The sequence below is a fragment of the Pelobium manganitolerans genome, from assembly GCF_003609575.1.
In the GTDB taxonomy this organism is placed as follows: Bacteria; Bacteroidota; Bacteroidia; order Sphingobacteriales; family Sphingobacteriaceae; genus Pseudopedobacter; species Pseudopedobacter manganitolerans.
Genome location: NZ_MBTA01000005.1, coordinates 92,962 through 116,041 on the forward strand (window position 1 = coordinate 92,962; position 23,080 = coordinate 116,041).

The window sequence follows — 23,080 nt, forward strand, 5'->3', positions numbered from 1 at the left end:
GTTTAGCACCTACAAACGTTTATAAAGAAACATTTTGTAAAGATGAGAGGTTACGGGTTTTCTGAATATTTGCCCACCGAACTGCCAAAAGGCGGGTTTGACGAGCTGTTGAAGTTGTTTTTGGAGTTGCTAAATTATGCTTCTGGCGATGCTAATGAGGCTTTGGCCTGGATGAATGAGCTGGATAAGCAACATAACATTACCACTGATGATTATGGCATGGGCGATTTTATTGAAGATCTTAAGAACAAGGGCTACATCAGCAATGATGATCCTAAGGGTGGTTTTAATATTACTGCAAAAACGGAGCAGAGCATCAGGCAAGCTGCTTTGGAAGAGATTTTCGGTAAACTCAAAAAATCCGGCAAAGGAAACCACCGTGCACCGCACTCGGGCGTTGGCGAAGAGAAGAACGCCGACCGACGCGAATATCAGTTTGGCGACAGCTTAGACCAAATTGATATGACAGCGTCTATCCACAACGCACAGATTAACCACGGCATTAACGATTTTTTAATGACCGAGCGCGACTTGGAAGTAGAAGAACGTGATTACAAAACGCTTACTTCTACCGTTTTGATGATCGATATTTCACATTCGATGATTTTGTACGGGGAAGACCGCATAACGCCCGCAAAAAAAGTAGCGATGGCATTGGCCGAACTGATTAAAACAAAATATCCCAAAGACACCTTAGATATTGTTGTGTTTGGAAACGATGCTTGGCCTATCAGCATCAAAGATTTGCCTTATTTACAAGTTGGGCCTTTCCACACCAACACTTACGCCGGTTTAGAGCTTGCAACGGATATTTTACGGCGGCGTAAAACACATAACAAGCAGATTTTTATGATTACCGACGGCAAGCCAACCTGTTTGAAAGAAGGCAACCGTTACTATAAAAACAGCGTGGGTTTGGATAAAAAGGTCATCAATAAAACGCTGACTATGGCTGCGCAATGCAAAAAGCTCAATATCCCCATCACCACTTTTATGATTGCACGCGACCCTTACCTGCAGCAATTTGTGCGTAAGTTTACAGAAGTGAACAACGGAAAAGCGTTTTACAGCTCGTTGAAAGGACTGGGAGAATATATTTTTGAAGACTATATCAGAAATAGGAGAAAAACGGTAAGATAGATATGAGAGGGGAGATGCGAGATATGAGCCATTAGTATCAAGACATAAGTATTAAGATTATTAGCAACTATATTAACAAACCCAATAAGCAAGTCCCCCCTCCTTTGGAGAGGGATTTAGGGTGAGGCATTATGATAAAAACACTTGGCGAATTAAGAAAATCCGGTTATAAAAGCCGGTCGATTAAAGAAGAATTAAGAGAAAACCTAATTGCAAAACTGAAGCAAGATGATTTAGGTTTCGAAGGGATTATAGGCTTTGAAGACACGGTTATCCCAGATTTGCAAACCGCTATTTTAAGCCGACATAACATTTTGTTGTTGGGCTTGCGTGGCCAGGCGAAGACACGGATTGCACGTTTGATGGTGAATTTGCTGGACGAATATGTGCCTTACATAGCCGATTCGGAATTGTATGACGACCCTTTAAACCCCATTAGTTGGGCAGGCAAAAACGCAATTGAAATACACGGCGACGAAACCCCAATTGCTTGGTGGCACCGCAACGAGCGCTACACCGAAAAACTGGCCACGCCCGATGTTACCGTGGCCGATTTAATTGGCGATGTGGATCCGATAAAAGCGGCCACGCAAAAACTGCATTATAACGACGAGCGGGTAATCCATTTTGGCTTAATTCCGCGTGCGCACCGCAGCATTTTTGTAATTAACGAGCTTCCGGATTTACAAGCCAGGATACAAGTAGCGCTTTTCAATATTTTGCAGGAGCGCGATATCCAAATTAGGGGTTTTAAGTTACGTTTACCCTTGGACATCCAGTTTGTATTTACCGCAAACCCCGAAGATTATACCAACCGTGGCTCTATCGTAACGCCACTGAAAGACCGTATAGAAAGCCAGATTTTAACGCATTATCCAAAGTCGATTGCGATCTCAAGAAAAATTACGCAACAAGAAGCAGCCATCGTTGCCGAACAGAAAGCGGTAGAAGCAGACGGTTTAGTGAAGGATCTGGTAGAACAGATTGCTTTTGAAGCGCGCAACTCGGAATATATCGATAAAAAATCGGGCGTTTCTGCACGTTTAACTATCTCGGCTTATGAAAACCTAATATCGCACGCCGAGCGGCGTATGCTCATCAACGGCGAAAAGAACACGGCAGTGCGCATCAGCGATTTTTTAGGCGTTATCCCGGCAATAACCGGTAAAATAGAACTGGTTTATGAAGGCGAGCTGGAAGGACCCGCAAAAGTGGCCAATATCTTAATTGGCAAAGCGGTAAAAACCTTGTTGCAAACCTATTTTCCGGATCCGGAGCGGATGAAAAAGATAAAGAAAGACAATCCTTATGCAACAATCATCAACTGGTTTGGCGCGGGAAACAGCCTTAATTTGTTAGATGATTTAAGTAACGAAGCTTATAAAACAGCTTTAGAATCTGTTCCAGGTTTGAGGGATGTGGTGATGCAATTTCATAAAAATGTGAGCGAAAGCCAGATTTTGCTGTACATGGAGTTTGTTTTACATGGCTTGGCCGAGTTTTCTTTGGTGAGCAAAAGCTTCTTGGAAAAAGGCTTTGAATTTAAGGATATGTTTAACAGTTTATTCAGCGGTGATTTTGGGGACGAGGAGGATGAAGACGATTTTAATGAAAGATACTAATTTGTTTTAAAGGAGATTTTGCGTTAGGGATTGCAGCGAAAATCCTTTTTGCTAAGAAAGCAAAAAGATTGTAGCGTAAAGCCCGACCCCGCAAAAAGCGGGGTAACGCCCTAAAAAATCATGGGAAAATTTATAGGATTAAGCATTATTTGGCTGTTGTTATTAGCCTTTGATGTGTACATATACAAAGCGGTTTTAAACATTTATCCCGCTTGGAGCGCAAAAAGGAAACGCAGGTTTGCGCAATTATGGTGGGGATATACGGCAGTGCTTTTTGTTGGGGTATTGCTGAGCATGAGCTTTGGCATAAAACTATCTTTCCGCACCGTTTTCTTGGTGGCGTTTTTCATCACTTTTATGAGCAAGCTGGTGTGGGCTTTGGTTTTATTGGTGGATGATATTAGGAGAGGGACCCTTTTTTTTAAACAAAAAGTTGTAAAGCAACAGCCGGAAGCAAATGCCGAGAAAAATGCCATTCCACGCTCGGAGTTTTTGGTAAAGGCAGGAATGGCTTTGGCCGCGGTGCCCTTATCTAGCTTAACCTGGGGCGTGGTTTCCGGCGCTTATGATTATCGGATTAGGCGACAGGTTTTAACCTTAGAAAATTTGCCCCGCGAGTTTGACGGTATAAAGATAGCGCAGATATCTGATGTGCACTCGGGCAGTTTTTACAACAAAAAAGCAGTTTTGGGCGGTGTAGAAATGCTGATGGCCGAAAAGCCGGAGCTGGCTTTCTTTACGGGAGATTTGGTAAACGGAAAGGCGGGCGAGATGCGTGATTATCAAGATATTTTTGCTAAAATTAAGGCGCCACTTGGCGTTTATTCTGTTTTGGGAAACCATGATTATGGCATGTACGAGAAATGGAAGAACGAAGCCGAACGTGTAAAAAACATAGAAGATGTTAAAAACACGCACGGTATCATGGGCTGGAATTTGTTGATGAACGAGCACCGGCGCGTAAAAGTTGACGGTGCAGAAATCGGCATTTTAGGTATCGAAAACTGGGGCATCGGTCGTTTTCCGAAGTTCGGGAAAATGGAAGAGGCGGTAAAAGATACGGATGATTTGGCGGTGAAATTGTTGCTGTCGCATGATCCGTCGCACTGGCGTGCGCAAGTACTAAAAGATTATCCGCAAATAGATGTTTCTTTTGCCGGCCACACGCACGGCGGGCAGTTTGGGGTAGAAACGGGCTACGGAAACTGGAGCCCCGTGCAGTATATTTATAACGAGTGGGACGGCCTGTACCGCGAAGGCAAACAACAGCTATATGTAAACGTGGGTTACGGATTTTTGGGTTACCCGGGCAGGGTAGGTATTTTGCCCGAAATAACGATATTTGAGCTGAAACGGGGCTAATATTGTAAAGTATAATGCCTCAAATGATGCTTTTGGCTTTCGTTTTTAAAGATGATCAAACACTTTCAAAGACCGCTGGATTTCCTGCTTTTTAGCAATATTTTTATTTCCCTCGGAGCATTTGCACAAGCTTTGGTTAGCTACCGTTTGTTGTGTTTCGCCCCGTCGTGGAGTGTAGCGGCCTTTCTTTTTTTTTCTACGCTGCTCACCTATAATTTTAGCATCCTAATCCAAAAACCAGAAAATCCGGAGAATTCCGAATACCGCCGGGTCCGCTGGATTTTCCGCAATTATAAGTTAAACGTTGCCATTACAGGATTAGCGGGACTGGCGCTGGTACCGTTGTTTTTGTCCTTAAATTTTAAGGCGCAATTGCTGAATGTTTTTTTGGCGGTATTGTCATTCGGTTACGCTTTGCCTTTGTTTAAATCAAAGGGTCGAAAATTTGGACTACGCAACATACCAGCTGTAAAGTTGTTTATGATTGCGCTGGTGTGGGCATTAAGCTCGGTGTGTTTGCCCTATTTTGAACTGCAAAGCAGAGGAAATTTTGTTTTGCCACCTGTTGATTTACTCATACTGATATTAAAGCGTTTTTTGTTTGTGGTGGCCATCACCATTCCGTTTGACATTCGCGATATGTTTCAGGATGCGATGTTTGAATTAAAAACCATCCCCACTATTTTTGGCGAGCGCAAAGCTTATTTGTTTTGCCAAACCATGCTTGCTGTTTATTTGGTGTTGCTCTTTTTGTTCCAAAATAAGGGCTTTAACAGCGATTTTTTTGGCTTAATGCTAACGGTGATGCTGACCGGGTGGCTCATTTTTAAATCAAAGTGGGAACGCAACGAATATTACTACTTTTTTTATTTAGACGGCACGCTGATTCTTCAGTTGGTGATGATGGTTTTGATGGGATGGGTTTTGTAATTTCTTTTTAACCAGGACATATTTTTGTCCCACTGGTGCGTTACTTTTGTTTTTATAATTAACGATTATGAAGCAAATTTATCCACATCTACAAAATAACACACTTTTTCAGCTATTGCAAAAGCCTGATTTTATGAAGGCTTTAGTCCGACTGGTTGATTTTAAACTACACCAAGATTTACAAATTAAAGCAGAAGAACACAGCATTTTGGTTTTTAACAGCTAAGTGATGCTAGCCGTAGTAATTTATTCCGGTTTTGAAACGCACGAATACGATTTCCTGAAGTGCTATAAAAATTTACTGTTGCTAACCTTTAGTGATGTGATGCTCGATATGGTCGAGTTCCGTGGTGTGCCCTTGAAACACGTTGATAAGATGAGTTGGTTTTTTTCGGTGATAAACACGTCGGATGATGAAGCGATTAAAAGTTTGGCCAGTTTGAATGGACTGAAGTTGGGTTGAGAATATAGTGAATTAAAAGGCGAACGTTTTATAACAGCATCAATTAAACAAAAAAAGCCCATCCCTTCCCGAATGAGCCGATTTTTAATTCTCGTCAAGCTAGTTGTCTTAAACCTTATGCCTCCCACCTTAAACCTTCTACCTCAATCTTAAACCTTATACCTCAACACCTTCCACCTTCTTCACTAGTCCTCCACCACCTCGCTGTTCAGCGATGGCTGTTCCTTAACGTCTTCTTTAAAGTAGGTTTTCTGAAATATCAAAATCATGATCACACCAATGGAGATAGCGGCATCGGCAATGTTGAACACCGGGCGGAAGAACACAAAATCTTCGCCGGCCCAAATTGGGAACCATGCAGGAAAGTGGCCTTGGATAATGGGGAAGTAGAACATATCTACCACACGGCCGTGGAACAGCTTTTCGTAATTGTAAATTACGCCGTAAAAAACCGAATCGATGATGTTGCCCAAAGCACCTGCAAAAATCAGTGCCACGTTCAAAATCAGCCCCCGGTGGTATTTATGCTTAATTAAATAGTGCAAACCGTAGCCGATGCCACCTACCGCTAAAATGCGGAATAAGGACAATGCCAATTTTCCGGCTTCGCCACCAAATTCCATCCCAAAAGCCATCCCGTTATTCTCGGTAAAGTGGATAATGGCAAAATTATCTATCAGATGGTACTCTTGGCCAATAAACATATTGGTTTTTACCCAAGTTTTCAAAACCTGGTCGGCCAGTAAAATCAAAAAAATAGCAATTAACGGTCTGCTGTAGGCCTTCATTTAGCTTTGTTTTAACTTGGCTTCAATGCTTAAAGTAGCGTGTGGCACCGCCATTAAACGTTGTTTCTGTATCAGGTTGCCCGTTTCTCTGCAAATACCGTAAGTTTTATTTTCTATACGTACCAAAGCGGCTTCCAAGTTTTCGATAAACTTTTTCTGGCGTGCGGCCAGCTGGTTCAACTGCTCTTTTTCTAAAGTGGCAGACCCGTCTTCCAATGTTTTGTAGGTGCCGGCGGTATCATCTGTGCCATTTTTGTTGGGGTTGCTCAAAGAGCTGGTTAGGCTAGAAAGTTCTTCTTTCGCGCTGGCCAATTTATCTAAAATCAAAACTTTAAACTCTTGCAATTCAGCATCAGAGTAACGGTTTTTTGGTGTAGATTTTTCCATGTTTTAGTTCTTCTTTATAAGTGTCAATATTTTAGTGTCTTCAATTTCTATGGCTTGCCCTTCGTTAAGCTGAGGCAGCACTTCTAAAGAAGTAGCTAAGATTTCGGCGCAAATATAAGATAAATTATTCTCCACGGCATTGGTAATTAAATCATTGCCTTGCAAGCTCACTTTTATCTTATCGGTAACCTCAAAACCTAGCTCTTTGCGCAGGTTTTGTATCCTGTTAATTAGCTCGCGGGCAATCCCTTCTTCTTTTAGTTCGGTGCTGATGTTTACATCTAACGCAACAGTTAGCTTTCCTAAATTGGTCACTTGCCAACCCGGAACGTCCTCAGCAATAATTTCTACATCTTCTGGCAAAATGCTGTAACGCGTATCGCCTACACTTAGTTGCGTGCCTCCGTTTTGTTCAAAAGTACTGATGTCGGCATCGCTAAAAGCGTTAATCTGCTCGGCTACAGCCTTCATATCTTTACCCAATTTTTTACCTAAGGTTTTAAAGTTGGGTTTAATTTTCTTTTTGATGATGCCTGCTGTATCTGTAATATACTCAATTTCTTTGATGTTTGTTTCAGATAAAATCAGCTCGCGCACTTTCTCTACCTTAGCTTTAAAAGCATCATCCAGCACCGGCAATAATATTTTGCTTAAAGGCTGGCGCACGTTAATGCCCACTTTTTTACGTAAGGATAAGGTGAGCGATGAGATATCTTGTGCCAACTGCATACGCTCTTCCAAATCTTTGTTGATCAGGTTGTTTTGGAAAGTAGGGAAATCTGCCAGGTGCACCGATGCCACGTTTTCTTTTTGTGTGGCCGAGTTTAAATCGTTAAACAAACGGTCAGAAAAAAACGGTGCTATTGGCGACATCAGCTTGCTAATAGTAATTAAGCAGGTATAAAGCGTTTGATAAGCAGATATTTTATCTTCGCTATAATCGCCTTTCCAAAAACGGCGGCGGCATAAACGAACGTACCAATTGCTCAAATGCTCGTCCACAAAAGTTTGGATAGCGCGCGCAGCTTTTGTAGGCTCAAAATCGTTGTAATACTCATCAACTTCTTTGGTTAAGGTGTTTAGCAACGAGATAATCCACTGGTCAATTTCTGGGCGTTTGCTAAGTTCAACCTCTGCTTCCTGATAGCTGAATTTATCGATATTAGCGTATAAAGCGAAAAACGAGTAGGTATTATATAAAGTGCCAAAGAATTTACGGCGAACTTCATCTAAACCTTCCAAATTAAACTTTAAATTGTCCCAAGGCGAGGCATTGCTAATCATGTACCAACGGGTAGCATCAGCACCGTACTGCTCGATAGTTTCAAACGGATCAATAGCATTTCCCAAGCGTTTAGACATTTTATTGCCGTTTTTATCCAGCACCAAACCGTTAGAAATCACGTTTTTAAACGCAACCGCGTTATTGTGGTTTTTCTCATTTACGGTGTGTATTTCTTCACTGCTTTCATCTAACAGTGTAGCTAAGGTATGCAAAGTAAAAAACCAGCCGCGGGTTTGGTCCACACCTTCCGCAATAAAATCTGCGGGGTAGGCTGCTTCAAATTCTTCTTTATTTTCAAAAGGATAATGCCATTGCGCATAAGGCATGGCGCCGCTATCAAACCAAACATCAATCAAATCCAGCTCGCGGTACATTTTTTTGCCTTTCGGCGATAGCAAAACAACATCATCCACATAAGGGCGGTGCAAATCAAAATCGCCGCTGCCTAAGGTTTGTAAATAGCTGTTGTTTTTTAAGGTTTCATCGGCGCTAAGCTCTTTGCTGTCAATAGACTTTAACAGCTCGGCCTTTAGCTCGGCAATAGAACCGACGCAAATTTCTTCTGCACCGTCCTCTGTACGCCAAATTGGCAAAGGCGTGCCCCAATAACGCGAGCGTGATAGGTTCCAGTCTACCAAATTCTCCAACCAGTTGCCAAAACGCCCGCTTCCGGTGCTTTCGGGTTTCCAGTTAATGGTTTTATTGCGTTCGGCAAGTTTATCTTTTACGGCAGTGGTTTTTACAAACCAACTATCTAGTGGATAGTATAAAACCGGTTTGTCGGTACGCCAGCAGTGCGGATAGCTGTGCTCGTATTTTTTTACGTCAAAGGCCTTGTTTTCCTCTTTCAGTTTAATGGCAATCAAAACGTCGGTCGGCTTAAAATCGGCGGCGTTGCGTTCTTCATCGCTGTAATATTCTTCTTTCACGTAACGGCCTGCAAAGTCGCTCACCTCATCTACAAATTTACCTTGCTTGTTTACCAGCGGATGCTCGTTGCCATTTTCATCTTTTACCAAAACAGAAGGTACACCGGCTTCGCGTGCCGCCCTAAAGTCGTCCGCACCAAAAACAGAAGCAATGTGCACAATACCGGTACCGTCTTCGGTGGTCACAAAATCGCCCGCGATTACGCGGAAAGCGTTTTTCTCTAAATCCTCATTGCTTACGTATGGCAACAACTGCTCGTAACGCAGGCCTAACAAATCAACGCCTTTAAATTCCGCCGCAATTTCCCACGGAATCAGCTTATCGCCTGCTTTATAATCTTGGAAAGAGGCATCTTTTGCATCTGTCTTAAAATGTTTGCCTACCAAATCTTTAGCTAAAACCACGCTGGTTGGCAAATGCGTATAAGGGTTAAAAGTGCGTATTTTTACGTAATCGATATTTTCGCCAACCGCCAACGCACAGTTTGATGGCAAAGTCCAAGGAGTGGTTGTCCATGCTAAAATGCAGGTAAACTCGTCCTCGGTCTCAAACAAAACATCCGTTAAAGGATGAACCTGATGGTTTTTAACCCTAAACTGCGCAACAATGGAAGTGTCTTTTACATCGCGGTAGGTGCCGGGTTGGTTCAGCTCGTGCGAACTTAGGCCGGTGCCTGCTGCTGGCGAGTAAGGTTGCACGGTATATCCTTTATATAAAAAGCCTTTTTGGTGCAGCTGTTTTAAAATCCACCAAAGTGACTCAATGTATTCGTTTTTGTAAGTAATATACGGGTCGCCCAAATCAACCCAGTAACCCATTTTTTCGGTCAAATCGTTCCAAACGTCGGTATAACGCATTACCTCTTTACGGCAGGCGTCGTTATATTCTTTTACCGAAATCTTTTTGCCGATGTCTTCTTTAGTGATGCCCAAAGATTTTTCTACGGCCAGCTCAATAGGTAAACCGTGGGTGTCCCAACCGCCTTTTCGCTTTACCTGGAAGCCTTTTAAAGTTTTATATCGACAAAAAATATCTTTGATAGAACGCGCCATCACGTGGTGGATGCCGGGCATTCCGTTGGCCGATGGTGGCCCTTCATAAAAAGTATAAGGTTTAGATGCCGGCCGGTTTTGGATGCTTTTCTCGAAAATCTGCTGATTTTTCCAATCTTCTAAAACTTCTTTTCCTACCTGCGATAAATTTAACTGCTTATATTCTTTGTACATCGTGCGCTTCCTCAAAAATTTAAAGGTTGCAAATTTACAAATTCGTTTGGGAAATTGGATATGCTTAAACAGCAGTGTATTAAATTTAAAACAGCGAGATGATAGTATCGCGGAGTTTTTTAGCGCTTAATGGTGTTGTTAAGGCGAAAAACAGGCAAATGGATTGTTGGACATATATTTGTATATCATGTAGCAAGGAGGTTTGTTATGGAAATGCTTAGAAGGTCTATCCCTTTATTTAAAATTGGCTTAATTGTGCTGCTTGCCGGTGGGGCGCTTTATTTTTACAGCGAAATATATGGCAGATATATTTTAGGTATAGGTATGATGTTGATTTCGGTTGCCTTGGTGTTTTACATTTTGTTTATGTTTAAGCGCTACGGCGAAAAAACCCGTGCTAAAATTGAATAAACGTTCACGCAGCTTGTGACGAAAAACGTATTTTAGAAGCTTTCTGATGAGAAGGCTTTTTTTATTTGTATGCTTTTGTTTTTATGGATTAACCGCTTTAGCGCAACAAGTAGGTTTGGGTCAATGGCGCGTCCATTTGCCTTACCAAAACGCCTTGTCGCTGGCCGTTTCGGCTGATGCGCTACTTTGTGCTACAAGCGGCGGACCGTTTAAAGTTGAGGCTAACGAGCTTAGCCGCTTAAGCACCATTGATGGCTTGGCCAGTAACCGCAGCAAATTGGTAGCTTTTGATGTGCTAAGCCAGCAGTTCATGCTGGTTTATGAGGATGCAAACATCGATTTAATTGCGGGCAACAAAGTATTCCACCTTCCAGAGATTTACACCAAAGCAGAACTCGGCAATAAAAAAATTAACGCCGTTTTGATGCATCAGGGACTTGCCTATCTTTCTTGCGGATTTGGAATTGTGGTTTACGACCTGCGTAAGCGCGAGGTAAAAGACACCTACTATTTGGGCAGCAACGGAGCTACAGAAGTTTTTGAATTGGCCATTATAGATGAGCTTATTTACGCGAACACAAATGCCGGGTTTCTAAAAGCTAATTTATCCTCAAATTTGGCCGATGCCACTGTTTGGCAACAAATTAATACGCCAGGTTCCATTGTTTCTATGTGCGCTTTTAAGGAGAGCTTGTATGCGCTGTTTTCCGACGGAATTTACCGCTTGCAACAAAACACATGGCAATTGAGCGCTATTTTTAGCACAAACGTTTTTAAGCTTAAAGCAGATGCCGAACGATTATTGGCCATCGCTCCGTTTAGGGTGATTTCTTATAACGCGCAGGAAGAGATTATCAAACGCTACAATCCGGCAAACGTGAGCGCCATTAATGATGCTTTGCTTAACAAGCAGGGCGAAATGTTTGTTGCCGATGCAGCGCAGGGCTTGTTACACATCAGCGAAAGCGCTATCATAAACCAATATTTACCCAACGGTCCAAACACCGAGAAAGTAAAAGAACTCCGTTTTGACAATGGCAAACTGGTATTAGCTCCTGGCGGAATTACAGAAATTTACGCTCCGGCTTATTTTAATGATGGATTTTCTGTTTTTGAAGAAGGCTTTTGGCGCAGCACAAACGGTAGAAACAATCCTAGCTTTTCTGCTATCCGCGATGTGGTAAGCAGTGCATATGATAAAAATACCGGCACTTTATACTTGGCCTCTTATGTTAACGGACTGCTGGCGATAAATAAAGATGGGCAATTGCAAATTTACAACCAAAGCAATAGCACTTTGCAAACCACCGTAGGCGACGCCAGCAACATCCGCGTTAACGGTTTGGCTTTTGACAGCCAGGGCAATTTATGGATTAGTCAGTATGGCGTTTCCAAACCTTTATCCGTAAAAAAAACCGACGGCACTTGGCAGGCATTTGATTTTTCCGAAATCTTAGCCAACCCAGTGGCCTTGGTAACGGGTTTATTGGCAGATGCCGAAGACAATAAATGGTTAATGTTGCGCGATGAAGGTTTGTTGCTTTTTAACGGTTCGCTCAGCAAAAAAATAGGCTTTGGCCAAAACGGCGCTTTACCCGGAACAAATGTAAAAGCGCTAGCTTTAGATAAAAACGGTGCCGTTTGGATAGGCACAAACAAGGGGGTGGCCGTCGCTTATGAGCCATCGCAATTGTTTAATGGTGCAAGTTTAGAAATTCCTAATCTGCTAGAAAGCGGTTATTTAAAACCCTTGCTGGCTAACCAAAGCGTAAACTGTATTGCAGTGGATGGCACCAACCGCAAGTGGATGGGCACTAACAACGGTGTTTGGCTTTTTAATGAAGACGGTACCAAGCAACTACAGCACTTTAATAAGAAAAACAGTCCGCTTTTAAGTGACGCGGTAAACAGCATAGCTATTGACGGCAACACTGGAGAAGTATTTTTTGGAACGGCAAACGGCACTATTTCTTACCGCGGCGATGCAACAGATGCGGTGGCTAAGATGGAGAAAGTGGTGGTTTTCCCAAATCCGGTAAGGCCGGGTTATAAAGGCAACATCGGTATTAAGGGATTGGTAGATGGCGCTACTGTAAAAATTACCGACATTACTGGAACCTTGGTTTATGAAACGCGCGCACAAGGCGGGCAAGCGGTTTGGAACGGCAAAAACTTTAGTAACCAGGAAGCGTCTTCTGGCGTTTATTTGGTATTGGTAATCAACAAAGACGGTAGCGATACCGCCGTGGCGAAAATTTTGATGGTGAGATAAGATGCTTTTTAAAACCCGTGGTATTGTTTTGAAAGTGACGGATTTTGCCGAGAGCAGCGTGGTGGCAAAAATTTATACCGAAAAGTTCGGCTTGCAAACCTACCTTATTAATGGGGTAAAAAAGCCCAAAGCTAAAATCCACTTAAACATGCTGCAACCGCTGCATTTGCTCGAGCTGGTGGTGTATCACAAACCAAACGGCAATATGCAACGCATTAAAGATGCCCGCACTTTTCCGCTTTTGTTACACATTCCTTATGATATTGTGAAAAGCAGCATCGCCATTTTTTTAAATGAGATGATTTACAAGTCCATTAAACAACAGCACGAGGATGAAGTGATGTTTGAGTTTATTGCTAAAGGGGTAGAGTTGCTGGACCAAAGTGCAGAAGGAGTAAGCAACTTCCACTTGCTGTTTTTAGCACGCTTAACGCGGTTTTTGGGCTTTTACCCAGATTTATCCGCTTCGGACAGAGGCCGTTTTTTTGATTTGAAAGACGGGGTTTTTGTGCAACACCAACCGCCACACGTTTATTTTGTAGAAACCGATTTTAAAGAAGCTTGGTTGCAACTTTTTGAAAGCCGGATTGATGATTTTGCTGTGTTAAAACTGAATAATCATGCCCGGAAAACCTTATTGGCAAAGTTGATTGATTTTTACAGCTTCCACATCGAAGATTTTGGCGCGGTGAAATCACACGAGATTTTAGAGGAAGTTTTATCTTAAATGACCTGCTTCGCACTCACCGCGTCCCCGTTATTCCTCATTTTTTTCCATCATTTTTCATAGCGAATCACCACCATCAGCTTTCGATAAATAGAATTAATAGCATCGGGCTTTTACCTCGGCCTTTTTTCCGCAAATCACCGCCATCGGCTAATTAATAGCATTGGGCTTTAGCCCGATGTATAATAGTGTACAATAGGGCTTTAGCCGAATTTTTTTAAGATTTCGGCTAAAGCCGCCGATATAAATGCCTTATAAAAACGGGCTAAAGCCCGTTCCTATTGAGGTCGTCGCTGGAACTCGGGCTATTGAATCACCACCATCAGCTTTCGATAAATAAATTAATAGCATCGGGCTTTTACCCCGGCTTTTTTACCGCAAATCACCGCCATCGGCTAATTAATAGCATCGGGCTTTAGCCCGATGTATAATAGTGTACAATAGGGCTTTAGCCGAATTTTTTAAGGTTTCGGCTAAAGCCGTCTATATAATGCTTATAAAAACGGGCTAAAGCCCGTTCCTATTGAGGTCTTCACCGGAACTCGGGCTGTTAAATTTTCTGTTTTTCAATTTTAACAAAGGCGCTTCAATAAAACGATAGGATAGGGCACTGATGGCGATTAAAATGGCCAATTGGATGAATAAAAGCAAAGGTTTGGGCAAATCTAAATTAGGGCGCGGAATAAAATTATGGTAAAGGTATATCCCATAGCTGATGCGCCCAATGTAAAGTACAAACGGAATTTCTAGGCAATATTTCACAGCTTTTGGCAAATCTGCTTTACAGCTAATCACCAATAAAAACGCTATCAAATTAACGCACAACAAAAACTGGTTTAGCTGAAATTGGTAATTCAACCAAGCCAGCAACAGTACACAGGCTAAGATTGTTGCAACCCATTTAACCTTAATTTTCTCAATTTTATAGATGGCAATTAGCGATCCAAGAGCCAGGGCATCTAAAGAACCAAACAAGGTGAAATTCCACAGCTCGTACTCGGCGGGTTTAAAAAATCGGTAAACAACCGCCAAAACGATTAAAACTATGGGCAAAGCTTTTAACCACGAGCTTCTCAAAAATAAAATCAAAAATGGCCAAAAAATATAAAACTGCTCTTCCACAGAAAGCGACCATAAATGGGATACTGCCCCTTCCCAAGCTTCTTTTACAAAAACAAAGTAGAAGTTTGAAAGGTAAAGCAAGTGCCACCAAAGCGTACCCCGAAAATCGTGTATGTTAAAGGCATAAACCACCAGCAACAGCAAAAAATAAACGGGCACAATCCGCAAAAAACGGCGGTAGTAAAACTTCTTGATGTAAAAGCCGGTAGATTGTAAACCCTTGCCCAGTTGTTTTTTGTACAATAAAAGGTTGTTGGTGATTAAATAACCGCTGAGGACGAAGAAAATGTTTACCCCTATTAAGCCTAAAGATAGCTTGCTAATGGTAGCGTTAGCGCCCAACCAATGCGAACATACCACCAACATTACGGCAAGTGCGCGTAAACTGTCAAGCGGTTTGATGTATCTCATCTGATGTTAAAGGCGAGTGGTTTAGCGTCTTCTCTAGGCGTAAATATAAAAACAGCCAGCAACTTCTTCAGAAAATTGCTTAAAAATATTTTGGATAAGGAAGTTGGATTTTTAGACTAAGCTTCTTCAAAACTTTGCATAGAGATGAGCTTATGGTAAAGTCCGCCTTTTTTAACCAAAGTTTCGTGGTTGCCTGCTTCTACAATACGTCCACTTTCTAAAACCACAATTAAGTCGGCATTTTTAATGGTGCTTAAACGGTGTGCAATAACCAAAGTGGTGCGGTTTTCCATCAGATGGTCCAAAGCTTCTTGCACCAGTTTTTCCGATTCGGTGTCTAAAGCAGAAGTTGCTTCATCCAACAACATAATAGGTGGATTGCCCAATACTGCCCGCGCAATGCAAACGCGCTGTTTTTGTCCTCCAGAAAGCTTATTTCCGCGGTCGCCAATGTTGGTATGGTAGCCGTTTTCCGTTTTCACAATAAACTCATGTGCATTGGCAATGCGTGCTGCCCGCTCTACTTCTTCCTGCGTAAAACCTTGGCGTCCAAAAACAATGTTGTTGTAAATGCTATCATTAAAAAGAATAGATTCTTGGTTAACCACGCCCATTAAACTGCGTAACGAGCTTTGCGAAACCTCGCGGATGTCTGTTCCGTCAACATAAATTGCACCACCTTGCGGATCGGCAAAACGCGGAATTAAATCTAGCAAAGTGGATTTTCCACCGCCAGACGGACCTACCAAAGCTATCGTTTTTCCCTTTGGCAGTTCTAAATTGATGTTTTTTAGAATTTGCTTTTCGCCATAAAAAAAGTCGACGTTTTTAAAGCTGATGCTTTGGTTCAAATCTGCCACAGTTACCGCTTTAGGTGCATCGTTCACCAAAGATTTAGTGTCCATTAAATCCAGCACGCGCTCGCCTGCCGCCAAACCTTGGTTAATATTGCTGAAAGAATCCGAAATGGCTTTGGCCGGACGTAGCAATTGCGAAAATGCGCCTATGTAGGTGATAAACTCGGCCGCGCTGATGCTGGCATCATTATCTAAAACCAAATTACCCCCGTATATTAAAATCCCCGCCAAGGTAAGCACCCCTAAAAATTCGGATACCGGAGAGGCCAGCTGTTGCCGTCTGGCAATGGAGCGGTTCAGTTTAGAGTAGTGCTCATTTTCCGCGTCAAACTTTCCGCGTACGTAAGGCGCAGCGTTAAATGCTTTTACAATGCGCATCCCACTAATAGCCTCATCCGCATGGCTTACCATCAAACCAAAAGAAAACTGTGCTTTTGAGGCCTTGGTACGCAATTTTTTCACAATCCGTCCAATCACTACGCCCGAAACCGGCAAAAGTAAAACCGTAAACAAGGTAAGCTTGGCCGAGATGCTGAAAAGCAAAATCATATAGCCGATGATTAGCGTGGGTTCGCGCACAATTACCTGTAAAGTGTTGGTGATACAGTACTGCACCACTTGCACATCCGAACTTAATTTTGCCAAGATATCGCCTTTACGCTCGCTGTTAAAAAAGTTGAGATGCAAGCCTGTAACCGATTTAAACAATTGCTTGCGCAGATTAAAAAGCGTATGTATGCGCAAATTTTCCATAATCCGTTGCGAAATGTAACGGAATAAGTTGCTTAAGAAAACACATAAAACCAGCGTGACAGAAACAAAAGTGAGTGCCCCTTTTTGGCCGTGGGCTAAGGTGTATTGGTTAAAATTGTAATTGAAGAGGTTCAAAAAGTATTTAAAAGTCCAGTCAAATTTTGGCAATTCCGTTACTGCCGCACCTGCGCTTTCTTTGTCAAATAAAACCGTTAAAACAGGTATTAACATGGTAAATACCAAGGTGTTGAACAATGCGTAAAGTAGCGTGAAAACAAAATATGGTGTAGCAAATTTACCTATCGGTTTAGCAAAAGAGAGTAATCGGAAGTAGGTTTTCATACTTTAAATAATTGGCAAATGTACCGATTTATATTTTTTTAGATGCGCCGTGCATCCGGTGCTTGCAATGTTGGCGCTTTTATGACAAAATTACTTCGCTTGGCGCCGATTTTTTTATCTTTGCAGCTCATTTAACACTGTTTACAGCAGTATCAATGAATTATGAAAGCTTACCAAACCCTCCTTTATTATTGCTATAGCCACATCCAGGATGCGGAGCAATACGCAGCAGATCATCTAAAATTTTGTAAATCCATCGGTTTAACCGGCCGCATCATTATCGCCGATGAAGGCCTTAACGGAACAGTTTCGGGCACTGTAGAAGCTTGTACAGCTTATATGGATTATGTGTATGCCGATGGCCGCTTTGGTGCAACTGAGTTTAAAATTGATGAGGTAGATGAACCCAGCTTTATTAAAATGCACTGCCGCTATAAAAAGGAAATTGTATACTCTGGTCTGCGCGACCCAAACTATATCGACCCGACAAAAGAAACCGGAAAGCATTTAGAGCCCACGGAGTTTATGGAAATGAAGGACCGCGACGATGTGGTGGTGTTGGATGTGCGCTCAAATTACGAGCACAGCATCGGTAAATTTAAAAACGCCGTTACTTTAGATATCGAAAACTTCCGCGATTTTCCGGCAATGATTAACGAGCTGGCGCAGTACAAAGACAAAAAAATACTCACCTACTGCACAGGCGGCATCAAGTGCGAGAAAGCATCGGCATTGCTACTAAAAGAGGGTTTTAAAGATGTTTACCAGTTGCATGGGGGCATTATCAAATACGGTAAAGAAGCCGGCGGTAAAGATTTTGACGGCAAATGTTATGTGTTTGATAACCGGATTGCGGTAGATGTAAACCAAGTGAACCCGGTAACTATTTCTACCTGCCGAAACTGCGGCAAAACCACTTCAAAAATGATCAACTGTGCCAACCCCGAGTGCAATGAGCATTTTACGCAATGCGATGAATGCGGAACAGCTTTGGAAGGCGCATGTAGCACGGCATGTCAAAATCATCCGCGCAAGCGCGCGTATGACGGTACCGGCTATTACGTAAAAGTACCACAACCGGTAGGGTTGAAGGGTTAATATTATAGACAGGTAAATTTAGCTCCCGTTGAAATGAAAGCAGTTCTAGTCTGTTTTATCATAGCTTTTGGATTTTTTCAAACGTACGCCCAAACCAAAGCAGATTTTGTAAAAGACGAATTTATTTACAAAGGCGACACTTTGCCGGTACGGGTGCTTTATCCTAAAGATTTTAACCCCGCCAATAAATATCCTTTAGTGCTGTTTTTGCATGGCCGGGGCGAAAGCGGCTCTGATAATGAGAAGCAATTAATGCACGGCGCCAACATGTTTTTAGATTCCGCTTTCCGCCAAGATTATCCGGCTGTGGTGGTGTTTCCGCAATGTGCAACAGATAGCTATTGGGCCAATGTCAAAATTACTACAGACCAAAACGGCAAGCGCCATTTCAGCTTTCGCAAAAGTGGAAAGCCAACAAAGGCTATGACACTTTTACTAAAATATCTGGACGAACGTTTAGCGGATAACCTTTATCTGGACCGGCAACGCTATTATGTTGGTGGCTTGTCTATGGGCGGTATGGGCACTTATGAGTTGTTGCGCCGCAAAAGGCATAAATTTGCTGCTGCTTTCGCAATCTGCGGAGGCGACAATCCCAAAAATGTAAAGAAATATGACGATGTCCCTTTATGGCTGTTCCACGGCGAAAAAGACGATGTGGTAGACCCTCAGTTTACAAAAAACATTGCTGCCGAACTGGAACGTAGAGGTGCAACCTATAAGTTAACCTTATACCCAAACGATAACCACAACAGTTGGGACAGCGCTTTTGCTGAAAAAGACCTTTTGCCTTGGTTGCTTAGCCACCGGCGTAAATAGTTTTTTGCAAATATTGTGTGTTTTACATACAATCGGCAACTTATTTGTAGCGTTATAGCAAAAAGCAACATCATGAAATCAGGATATTTTTACGCACTGGCCTTAACGCTCATTTTTGGGTTTTACGCCTGTAGCTTAAAAAAAATAAATCGGAGCCACAACTCACAAAACTCGTTGGATTGGGCAGGCGTTTATACCGGCACCTTGCCCTGCGCAGATTGTGAGGGCATACAAACAGTAATCCGTTTAGATACCAACAACAACTATAAGATAGAAAGCACTTATTTGGGTAAGGATGAAAAACCTGATGTAAAAGAAGGAACTTTTAGCTGGGACAAAGACGGTGGCCGTTTAATGCTGAATAATGTAGAAAAAGGAACTTACCCAATTTACTATTTGGTGGGCGAAAACCAGTTGGTACAGCTAGATTTAACCGGCAAACCCATCATGAGCGAGATGGCCAGCCGCTACATTCTTAAAAAAGAAGATAACGCCGTGGTCGAAAAATATTGGAAACTGGTAGAGCTAAACGGCAAGCCTGTGCAAGGTCCGGCAGAAGGCGAGCGCGAAGTGCACCTTATTTTAAAAGCAAACGGGAACGTGCAAGGCAACGGCGGGTGCAACGGTTTTGGTGGTAAGTATGAGCTACAAGCCGGTAACCGCATTAAATTCTCGCAAGTTTTCTCTACAAAAATGGCCTGTCCAAATTTAGATACCGAAAACCAGTTTTTTGAGGTGTTAAACACCGCAGACAATTACACCATTGTAAATGATACGCTAAGCTTAAACAAAGCACGCATGGCGCCTTTAGCGAAATTTGTAGCAGTTTATTTATAGCCGCACAGCTAAAATAAAATCCGGCATAGCTCCTCGTAGCTGGTTATTTTGCCGTTGTTTACCCTCATTTTAAAAGTGTAGTCTCCGTTCTTTTGTGTTATTTTTTTAAAGTCATCAGGTTTAAAATAAGCCAAACGTTGGTCTGCAGTAAACCCTATTAGCAGGTTTTCTTTTGTGGGGTCAAAGCTGACGCTGTTGCTAAAATTAAAAATGGCGTTTCGCCCTTTCTCAATTAAGCGGATATGCTTTAGATGTATCGTTTTCCCATCTTCATCCGTAAATTTTGCATTTAAGTTTACGGCCTTAGGGTACATGGTAGGTTTGTCAAAGTTGATGATGCCAAAATCTGATACGCTGAGCACCCGCATTATTTTTTCTTCTTCACTTAATTTGTTTGCGGGGTTCTCAAAAAAACTTTTCAGTCCCGCTTTCTCGTAAGCCTTATACTCTTTCTCGTAATTTTTCCATTGTTTCTCCACCAGTCGGCGCTCTTTCTCCATGCGTCTAATCTGTTTCGCATATTTTTTCCGATAGCTGTCCAGTGCATTATCGTAGTCTAATCCCTCTTTAAATGCCAAATAGCAAATCACGCTTTCTTCGCGGTGATGTTGCAGATAGTCAACATTGAAAGTGATTTTATAGGTGCCGTTGCCCAAGTCTTTCACATCGATAGATGTTGCATCAAAGCCCGCATATTTATCGTTTACGGGCGTAAACAACACGTTTTTATATTTGCGCAACTCGGGTTGCTGCTCTTGGGCATCTTCTATTTCAAAGGCAAAACGTCCGGCTTTTTTAGGCGGCTCAGGTACTTTAGGCAATTTTTCTAAATCACTTTTTAAGGTACTTATCTGAGGTTTGCTTTTCCCAGTTTCGGTCCACTTTCCAGTTAAAGTATCTTCGTAAATATTATAGTAACCGTTTTCGAAGCTAATCTGGTTAATGCTAATTTTCTGTTCCGGATTTACAAACAGCGCTTTTCCGCCTGCGCTGGCGTCAATATCTACCATTCCGGCAGTTTCAAAAACCTGATCTTTTCCGTCGGCATAAATTTCCATCGGTATGCCAGCTATGTAAACCTCAAAAGCGTTCGAAAACTCGCGGTAACGCAGCACCACAGGATCTTTTACCACTTTCCCATCGGCATCTAAAAAAGCATTTTTAGGAATGTGCAACTGGCTACCAGAAACGTGAATTATGACGGTATCTGCATTCGGGTTGATGTGGTAAATCTGATAAGCAACTTGTAAAGCGGGTAGGGGGCTATCGATAATTTTTTTTGTTTCGCGCGTATCACCTGGCGCAACTTGTTTGGTGTTTTTGGGCCTTTGGTTACAGGCAAGGGCCAGCAAAGCCAGGATAAATAAAGGCAGTTTTAACATATGGTTTTTAAAAGGTTTATAAACCATAAATTAACAGCTTTAGATGTTTTGTTTAAATACCTAAGGTTGGGTATTTTCTTTGGCTTTAGCAGGCCGACTGTGTTTTTCGTAATTGATAATCACCACCAAATCTTCAGTACCGGTTTGCTTTAATCCGTGCGAACTTCCCGGTCGCGTTAAAATAGCGTCGCCGGCTTTAACGGTAAAACTTTTGCCGTTCAAAGTCATTTCGCCCGTTCCGCTTACGATATAGTAGATTTCATCTTCTTTCTGCTGGTGGTAACCGATGGCAGAACCCGGCTTAAAAACCCGCTTTTTAAATATCAGGTTTAGCTCCGGTGCCTTAGCAAAAAAGTGGTAACCCGTAGTTTCGCCACCACCGTTGTGGGTGCCGGCCTGCTTAACGCCAATTGTTGCTTCATGCTCTACTAAAGAAACATTATCTTGTGAAAAGGCGATTGTTGCGGTAAATACGCAAACAAAAAAGGTTAAAACACTGTAGGTAACTTTCATCCTGGGGCGATATTGTTGCTTTTTTATCTGGCAAAATACAACAATTCTCTGAACATAATTATGCCTAACAAAAGCAAAACAAGCTACAACCTTTACCCTCGGGCGTTGCATTGTATCCCTCTAGCGCAAATGCCCGACAAATATTACAGCAATATGATGCTGAAACCGAGCATCAATAATTTGTATTTCCTTTCTAAAAATCTTTATATCAATATTTTAAAAATTATTTATCGATACAAAAATAGCTTTAAAATAAATGTCTATTAATTTAGTAGAGTTTATTAACTTGCGGCCGTTTTACTTAGCTTTGCAGCGGAAATACAACTATTGCATTGAACTTTTACCTACTATACATTTTAGTCGCTTTAGCCATCTTCGGTTTTATTGCCGCCTTCGCTTTGTTTAGCGTGTATGCCGAGCGTAAAGTGTCTGCTTTTATACAGGATCGTTTGGGGCCAATGGAAGTAGGTAAATATGGCGTGTTGCAAACCGCGGCAGATATTCTAAAGCTTATCCAAAAAGAATACATTGTGCCAACCCTTGCTGATAAGGTTTTGTTCGGTTTGGCGCCTATCATCATATTTTTAGCCGTTTATTTAGGTTTTGTAGCCCTGCCCTGGGCACCCGGATTGGTGCCAGCAAGCATGAACTTTGGCGTGTTTTACGTATTTGCCATTATATCTGTGGAAGCCCTAGGCATTATGATGGCCGGCTGGGGCTCAAACAACAAGTACAGCTTATTGGGCGCCGTGCGTTCTGTTGCACAAATTGTGTCTTACGAAATTCCAATCGGGTTTGCCATTATCTCTGCCGTGATGATTGCCCAAACCCTCGATTTGCAAGTTATTAATCAAAACCAAGGTGTGCTGGCCACTGCGCCTGTACAGTTTTTAGGTTTTATAGATGTAAAAGCCGTGGGTGGCATTTTGGCGTGGAATGTTTTTCAGGCGCCGCACCTTTTGGTGGCCTACGTGATTTATTTTATCGCCTCTTTGGCCGAGTGTAACCGGGCACCTTTTGATTTGCCCGAAGCAGAATCTGAATTGGTAGCCGGTTTTCATACCGAATATAGCGGAATGCGCTTTGCCTTTATTTTCTTGGCCGAGTACGCCATGATGTTTTTGGTCGCCATGTTGGGCGTAACCTTATTTTTAGGTGGCTGGAACACGCCATTGCCAAACATCGGCACGCTAAAATTAGCCAATTATACCACCGGTTTATTTTGGGGTATTTTTTGGATGATGGCAAAATGCCTAACCGTGGTAGGCGTGCAAATGTGGATACGTTGGACTTTGCCGCGCTTGCGTGTAGATCAGCTGATGACGCTCTGCTGGAAAATATTAACACCATTGGCATTTTTATGCTTGGTAATCTCAGGGATTTGGAAGCTACTTTTGTTTTAA

General features: G+C 42.3%; 20 protein-coding genes. 13 read left to right on the forward strand and 7 right to left on the reverse strand.

Annotated elements, in window-relative coordinates:
- Window positions 1-42 precede the first annotated feature (42 nt).
- From BCY91_RS05305 to BCY91_RS05325, 6 genes are all read left to right on the forward strand, one after another.
- Window positions 43-1,140, forward strand: a complete 1,098-nt coding sequence (locus BCY91_RS05305) for a vWA domain-containing protein (protein WP_120180982.1) — start codon at window positions 43-45, stop codon at window positions 1,138-1,140.
- A 131-nt stretch (window positions 1,141-1,271) separates the two neighbouring features.
- On the forward strand, window positions 1,272-2,762 hold the full coding sequence (locus BCY91_RS05310; protein ID WP_120180983.1) for an AAA family ATPase: 1,491 nt from the start codon (window positions 1,272-1,274) through the stop codon (window positions 2,760-2,762).
- A 120-nt stretch (window positions 2,763-2,882) separates the two neighbouring features.
- A complete protein-coding gene (locus BCY91_RS05315) occupies window positions 2,883-4,124 on the forward strand; it encodes a metallophosphoesterase (RefSeq protein WP_120180984.1) in 1,242 nt (413 codons plus the stop codon).
- A gap of 51 nt (window positions 4,125-4,175) precedes the next feature.
- Window positions 4,176-5,054 carry a UbiA family prenyltransferase gene (locus tag BCY91_RS05320; protein WP_120180985.1) on the forward strand — a complete coding sequence of 293 codons (879 nt, stop codon included), beginning with the start codon at window positions 4,176-4,178 and terminating at the stop codon, window positions 5,052-5,054.
- 67 nt (window positions 5,055-5,121) lie between these two features.
- Entirely contained in the window at window positions 5,122-5,280 is a 159-nt protein-coding gene (locus tag BCY91_RS17550; RefSeq protein WP_182995313.1) for a hypothetical protein, read from the forward strand.
- Window positions 5,281-5,283: 3 nt separating this feature from the next.
- A complete protein-coding gene (locus BCY91_RS05325) occupies window positions 5,284-5,517 on the forward strand; it encodes a hypothetical protein (protein ID WP_120180986.1) in 234 nt (77 codons plus the stop codon).
- A 185-nt stretch (window positions 5,518-5,702) separates the two neighbouring features.
- Here the strand turns inward: BCY91_RS05325 and BCY91_RS05330 are convergent, their stop codons facing one another.
- From BCY91_RS05330 to ileS, 3 genes are read right to left on the reverse strand one after another with little or no spacing between them, the layout of a single operon-like run.
- Entirely contained in the window at window positions 5,703-6,305 is a 603-nt protein-coding gene (locus BCY91_RS05330; protein WP_120180987.1) for a lipoprotein signal peptidase, read from the reverse strand.
- Window positions 6,306-6,692 (reverse strand): TraR/DksA family transcriptional regulator, encoded by a 387-nt coding sequence (locus tag BCY91_RS05335; RefSeq protein WP_120180988.1) that lies wholly within the window; start codon window positions 6,690-6,692, stop codon window positions 6,306-6,308.
- Window positions 6,693-6,695: 3 nt separating this feature from the next.
- Window positions 6,696-10,133, reverse strand: a complete 3,438-nt coding sequence (ileS, locus tag BCY91_RS05340; RefSeq protein ID WP_120180989.1) for an isoleucine--tRNA ligase — start codon at window positions 10,131-10,133, stop codon at window positions 6,696-6,698.
- Between the two features lie 207 nt (window positions 10,134-10,340).
- On the opposite strand from ileS, the gene BCY91_RS05345 reads away from it, so the two are divergent.
- Genes BCY91_RS05345 through recO form a run of 3 tightly spaced genes read left to right on the forward strand, consistent with a single transcriptional unit; the run spans window position 10,341 to window position 13,543 of the window.
- On the forward strand, window positions 10,341-10,544 hold the full coding sequence (locus tag BCY91_RS05345) for a hypothetical protein (RefSeq protein ID WP_147387912.1): 204 nt from the start codon (window positions 10,341-10,343) through the stop codon (window positions 10,542-10,544).
- Between the two features lie 46 nt (window positions 10,545-10,590).
- A complete protein-coding gene (porZ, locus tag BCY91_RS05350; protein WP_120180991.1) occupies window positions 10,591-12,816 on the forward strand; it encodes a type IX secretion system anionic LPS delivery protein PorZ in 2,226 nt (741 codons plus the stop codon).
- Window position 12,817: 1 nt separating this feature from the next.
- Window positions 12,818-13,543, forward strand: a complete 726-nt coding sequence (recO, locus tag BCY91_RS05355; RefSeq protein ID WP_120180992.1) for a DNA repair protein RecO — start codon at window positions 12,818-12,820, stop codon at window positions 13,541-13,543.
- A gap of 507 nt (window positions 13,544-14,050) precedes the next feature.
- Here the strand turns inward: recO and BCY91_RS05360 are convergent.
- Window positions 14,051-15,076, reverse strand: a complete 1,026-nt coding sequence (locus BCY91_RS05360; RefSeq protein WP_120180993.1) for an acyltransferase family protein — start codon at window positions 15,074-15,076, stop codon at window positions 14,051-14,053.
- A 116-nt stretch (window positions 15,077-15,192) separates the two neighbouring features.
- Window positions 15,193-17,028, reverse strand: a complete 1,836-nt coding sequence (locus tag BCY91_RS05365) for an ABC transporter ATP-binding protein (protein WP_120180994.1) — start codon at window positions 17,026-17,028, stop codon at window positions 15,193-15,195.
- 162 nt (window positions 17,029-17,190) lie between these two features.
- Here BCY91_RS05365 and trhO point away from each other — a divergent pair, with 162 nt between their 5' ends.
- The 3 genes from trhO (at window position 17,191) to BCY91_RS05380 (ending at window position 19,782) form a co-directional block, all read left to right on the forward strand.
- Window positions 17,191-18,126: an oxygen-dependent tRNA uridine(34) hydroxylase TrhO gene (gene trhO, locus BCY91_RS05370; RefSeq protein ID WP_120180995.1), complete on the forward strand. Its 936-nt coding sequence runs from the start codon at window positions 17,191-17,193 to the stop codon at window positions 18,124-18,126.
- 33 nt (window positions 18,127-18,159) lie between these two features.
- Window positions 18,160-18,945, forward strand: coding sequence for a carboxylesterase family protein (locus BCY91_RS05375; RefSeq protein WP_120180996.1), 786 nt, complete (start codon window positions 18,160-18,162; stop codon window positions 18,943-18,945).
- Window positions 18,946-19,017: 72 nt separating this feature from the next.
- The gene (locus BCY91_RS05380) at window positions 19,018-19,782 is read left to right on the forward strand and encodes a copper resistance protein NlpE N-terminal domain-containing protein (RefSeq protein ID WP_120180997.1); all 765 of its coding nucleotides are present in this window, start codon (window positions 19,018-19,020) and stop codon (window positions 19,780-19,782) included.
- A gap of 8 nt (window positions 19,783-19,790) precedes the next feature.
- Here the strand turns inward: BCY91_RS05380 and BCY91_RS05385 are convergent, their stop codons facing one another.
- Window positions 19,791-21,191, reverse strand: a complete 1,401-nt coding sequence (locus tag BCY91_RS05385; protein ID WP_120180998.1) for a hypothetical protein — start codon at window positions 21,189-21,191, stop codon at window positions 19,791-19,793.
- A 33-nt stretch (window positions 21,192-21,224) separates the two neighbouring features.
- Window positions 21,225-21,677: a cupin domain-containing protein gene (locus BCY91_RS05390; RefSeq protein ID WP_120180999.1), complete on the reverse strand. Its 453-nt coding sequence runs from the start codon at window positions 21,675-21,677 to the stop codon at window positions 21,225-21,227.
- Window positions 21,678-22,009: 332 nt separating this feature from the next.
- On the opposite strand from BCY91_RS05390, the gene BCY91_RS05400 reads away from it, so the two are divergent.
- Window positions 22,010-23,080: a complex I subunit 1/NuoH family protein gene (locus BCY91_RS05400; protein WP_120181001.1), complete on the forward strand. Its 1,071-nt coding sequence runs from the start codon at window positions 22,010-22,012 to the stop codon at window positions 23,078-23,080.

Bases quoted from the DNA above. Each gene is read 5' to 3' on its own strand.
- BCY91_RS05380 (WP_120180997.1), top strand. From the start codon at position 19,018: ATGAAATCAGGATATTTTTACGCACTGGCCTTAACGCTCATTTTTGGG.
- BCY91_RS05305 (WP_120180982.1), top strand. From the start codon at position 43: ATGAGAGGTTACGGGTTTTCTGAATATTTGCCCACCGAACTGCCAAAA.
- trhO (WP_120180995.1), top strand. From the start codon at position 17,191: ATGAAAGCTTACCAAACCCTCCTTTATTATTGCTATAGCCACATCCAG.
- BCY91_RS05310 (WP_120180983.1), top strand. From the start codon at position 1,272: ATGATAAAAACACTTGGCGAATTAAGAAAATCCGGTTATAAAAGCCGG.
- BCY91_RS05385 (WP_120180998.1), bottom strand. From the start codon at position 21,191: ATGGTTTATAAACCTTTTAAAAACCATATGTTAAAACTGCCTTTATTT.
- BCY91_RS05360 (WP_120180993.1), bottom strand. From the start codon at position 15,076: ATGAGATACATCAAACCGCTTGACAGTTTACGCGCACTTGCCGTAATG.
- BCY91_RS05390 (WP_120180999.1), bottom strand. From the start codon at position 21,677: ATGAAAGTTACCTACAGTGTTTTAACCTTTTTTGTTTGCGTATTTACC.
- BCY91_RS05325 (WP_120180986.1), top strand. From the start codon at position 5,284: ATGCTAGCCGTAGTAATTTATTCCGGTTTTGAAACGCACGAATACGAT.
- BCY91_RS05315 (WP_120180984.1), top strand. From the start codon at position 2,883: ATGGGAAAATTTATAGGATTAAGCATTATTTGGCTGTTGTTATTAGCC.
- BCY91_RS05330 (WP_120180987.1), bottom strand. From the start codon at position 6,305: ATGAAGGCCTACAGCAGACCGTTAATTGCTATTTTTTTGATTTTACTG.
- BCY91_RS05375 (WP_120180996.1), top strand. From the start codon at position 18,160: ATGAAAGCAGTTCTAGTCTGTTTTATCATAGCTTTTGGATTTTTTCAA.
- BCY91_RS05365 (WP_120180994.1), bottom strand. From the start codon at position 17,028: ATGAAAACCTACTTCCGATTACTCTCTTTTGCTAAACCGATAGGTAAA.
- BCY91_RS05345 (WP_147387912.1), top strand. From the start codon at position 10,341: ATGGAAATGCTTAGAAGGTCTATCCCTTTATTTAAAATTGGCTTAATT.
- BCY91_RS05335 (WP_120180988.1), bottom strand. From the start codon at position 6,692: ATGGAAAAATCTACACCAAAAAACCGTTACTCTGATGCTGAATTGCAA.
- BCY91_RS17550 (WP_182995313.1), top strand. From the start codon at position 5,122: ATGAAGCAAATTTATCCACATCTACAAAATAACACACTTTTTCAGCTA.
- porZ (WP_120180991.1), top strand. From the start codon at position 10,591: ATGAGAAGGCTTTTTTTATTTGTATGCTTTTGTTTTTATGGATTAACC.
- ileS (WP_120180989.1), bottom strand. From the start codon at position 10,133: ATGTACAAAGAATATAAGCAGTTAAATTTATCGCAGGTAGGAAAAGAA.
- recO (WP_120180992.1), top strand. From the start codon at position 12,818: ATGCTTTTTAAAACCCGTGGTATTGTTTTGAAAGTGACGGATTTTGCC.
- BCY91_RS05320 (WP_120180985.1), top strand. From the start codon at position 4,176: ATGATCAAACACTTTCAAAGACCGCTGGATTTCCTGCTTTTTAGCAAT.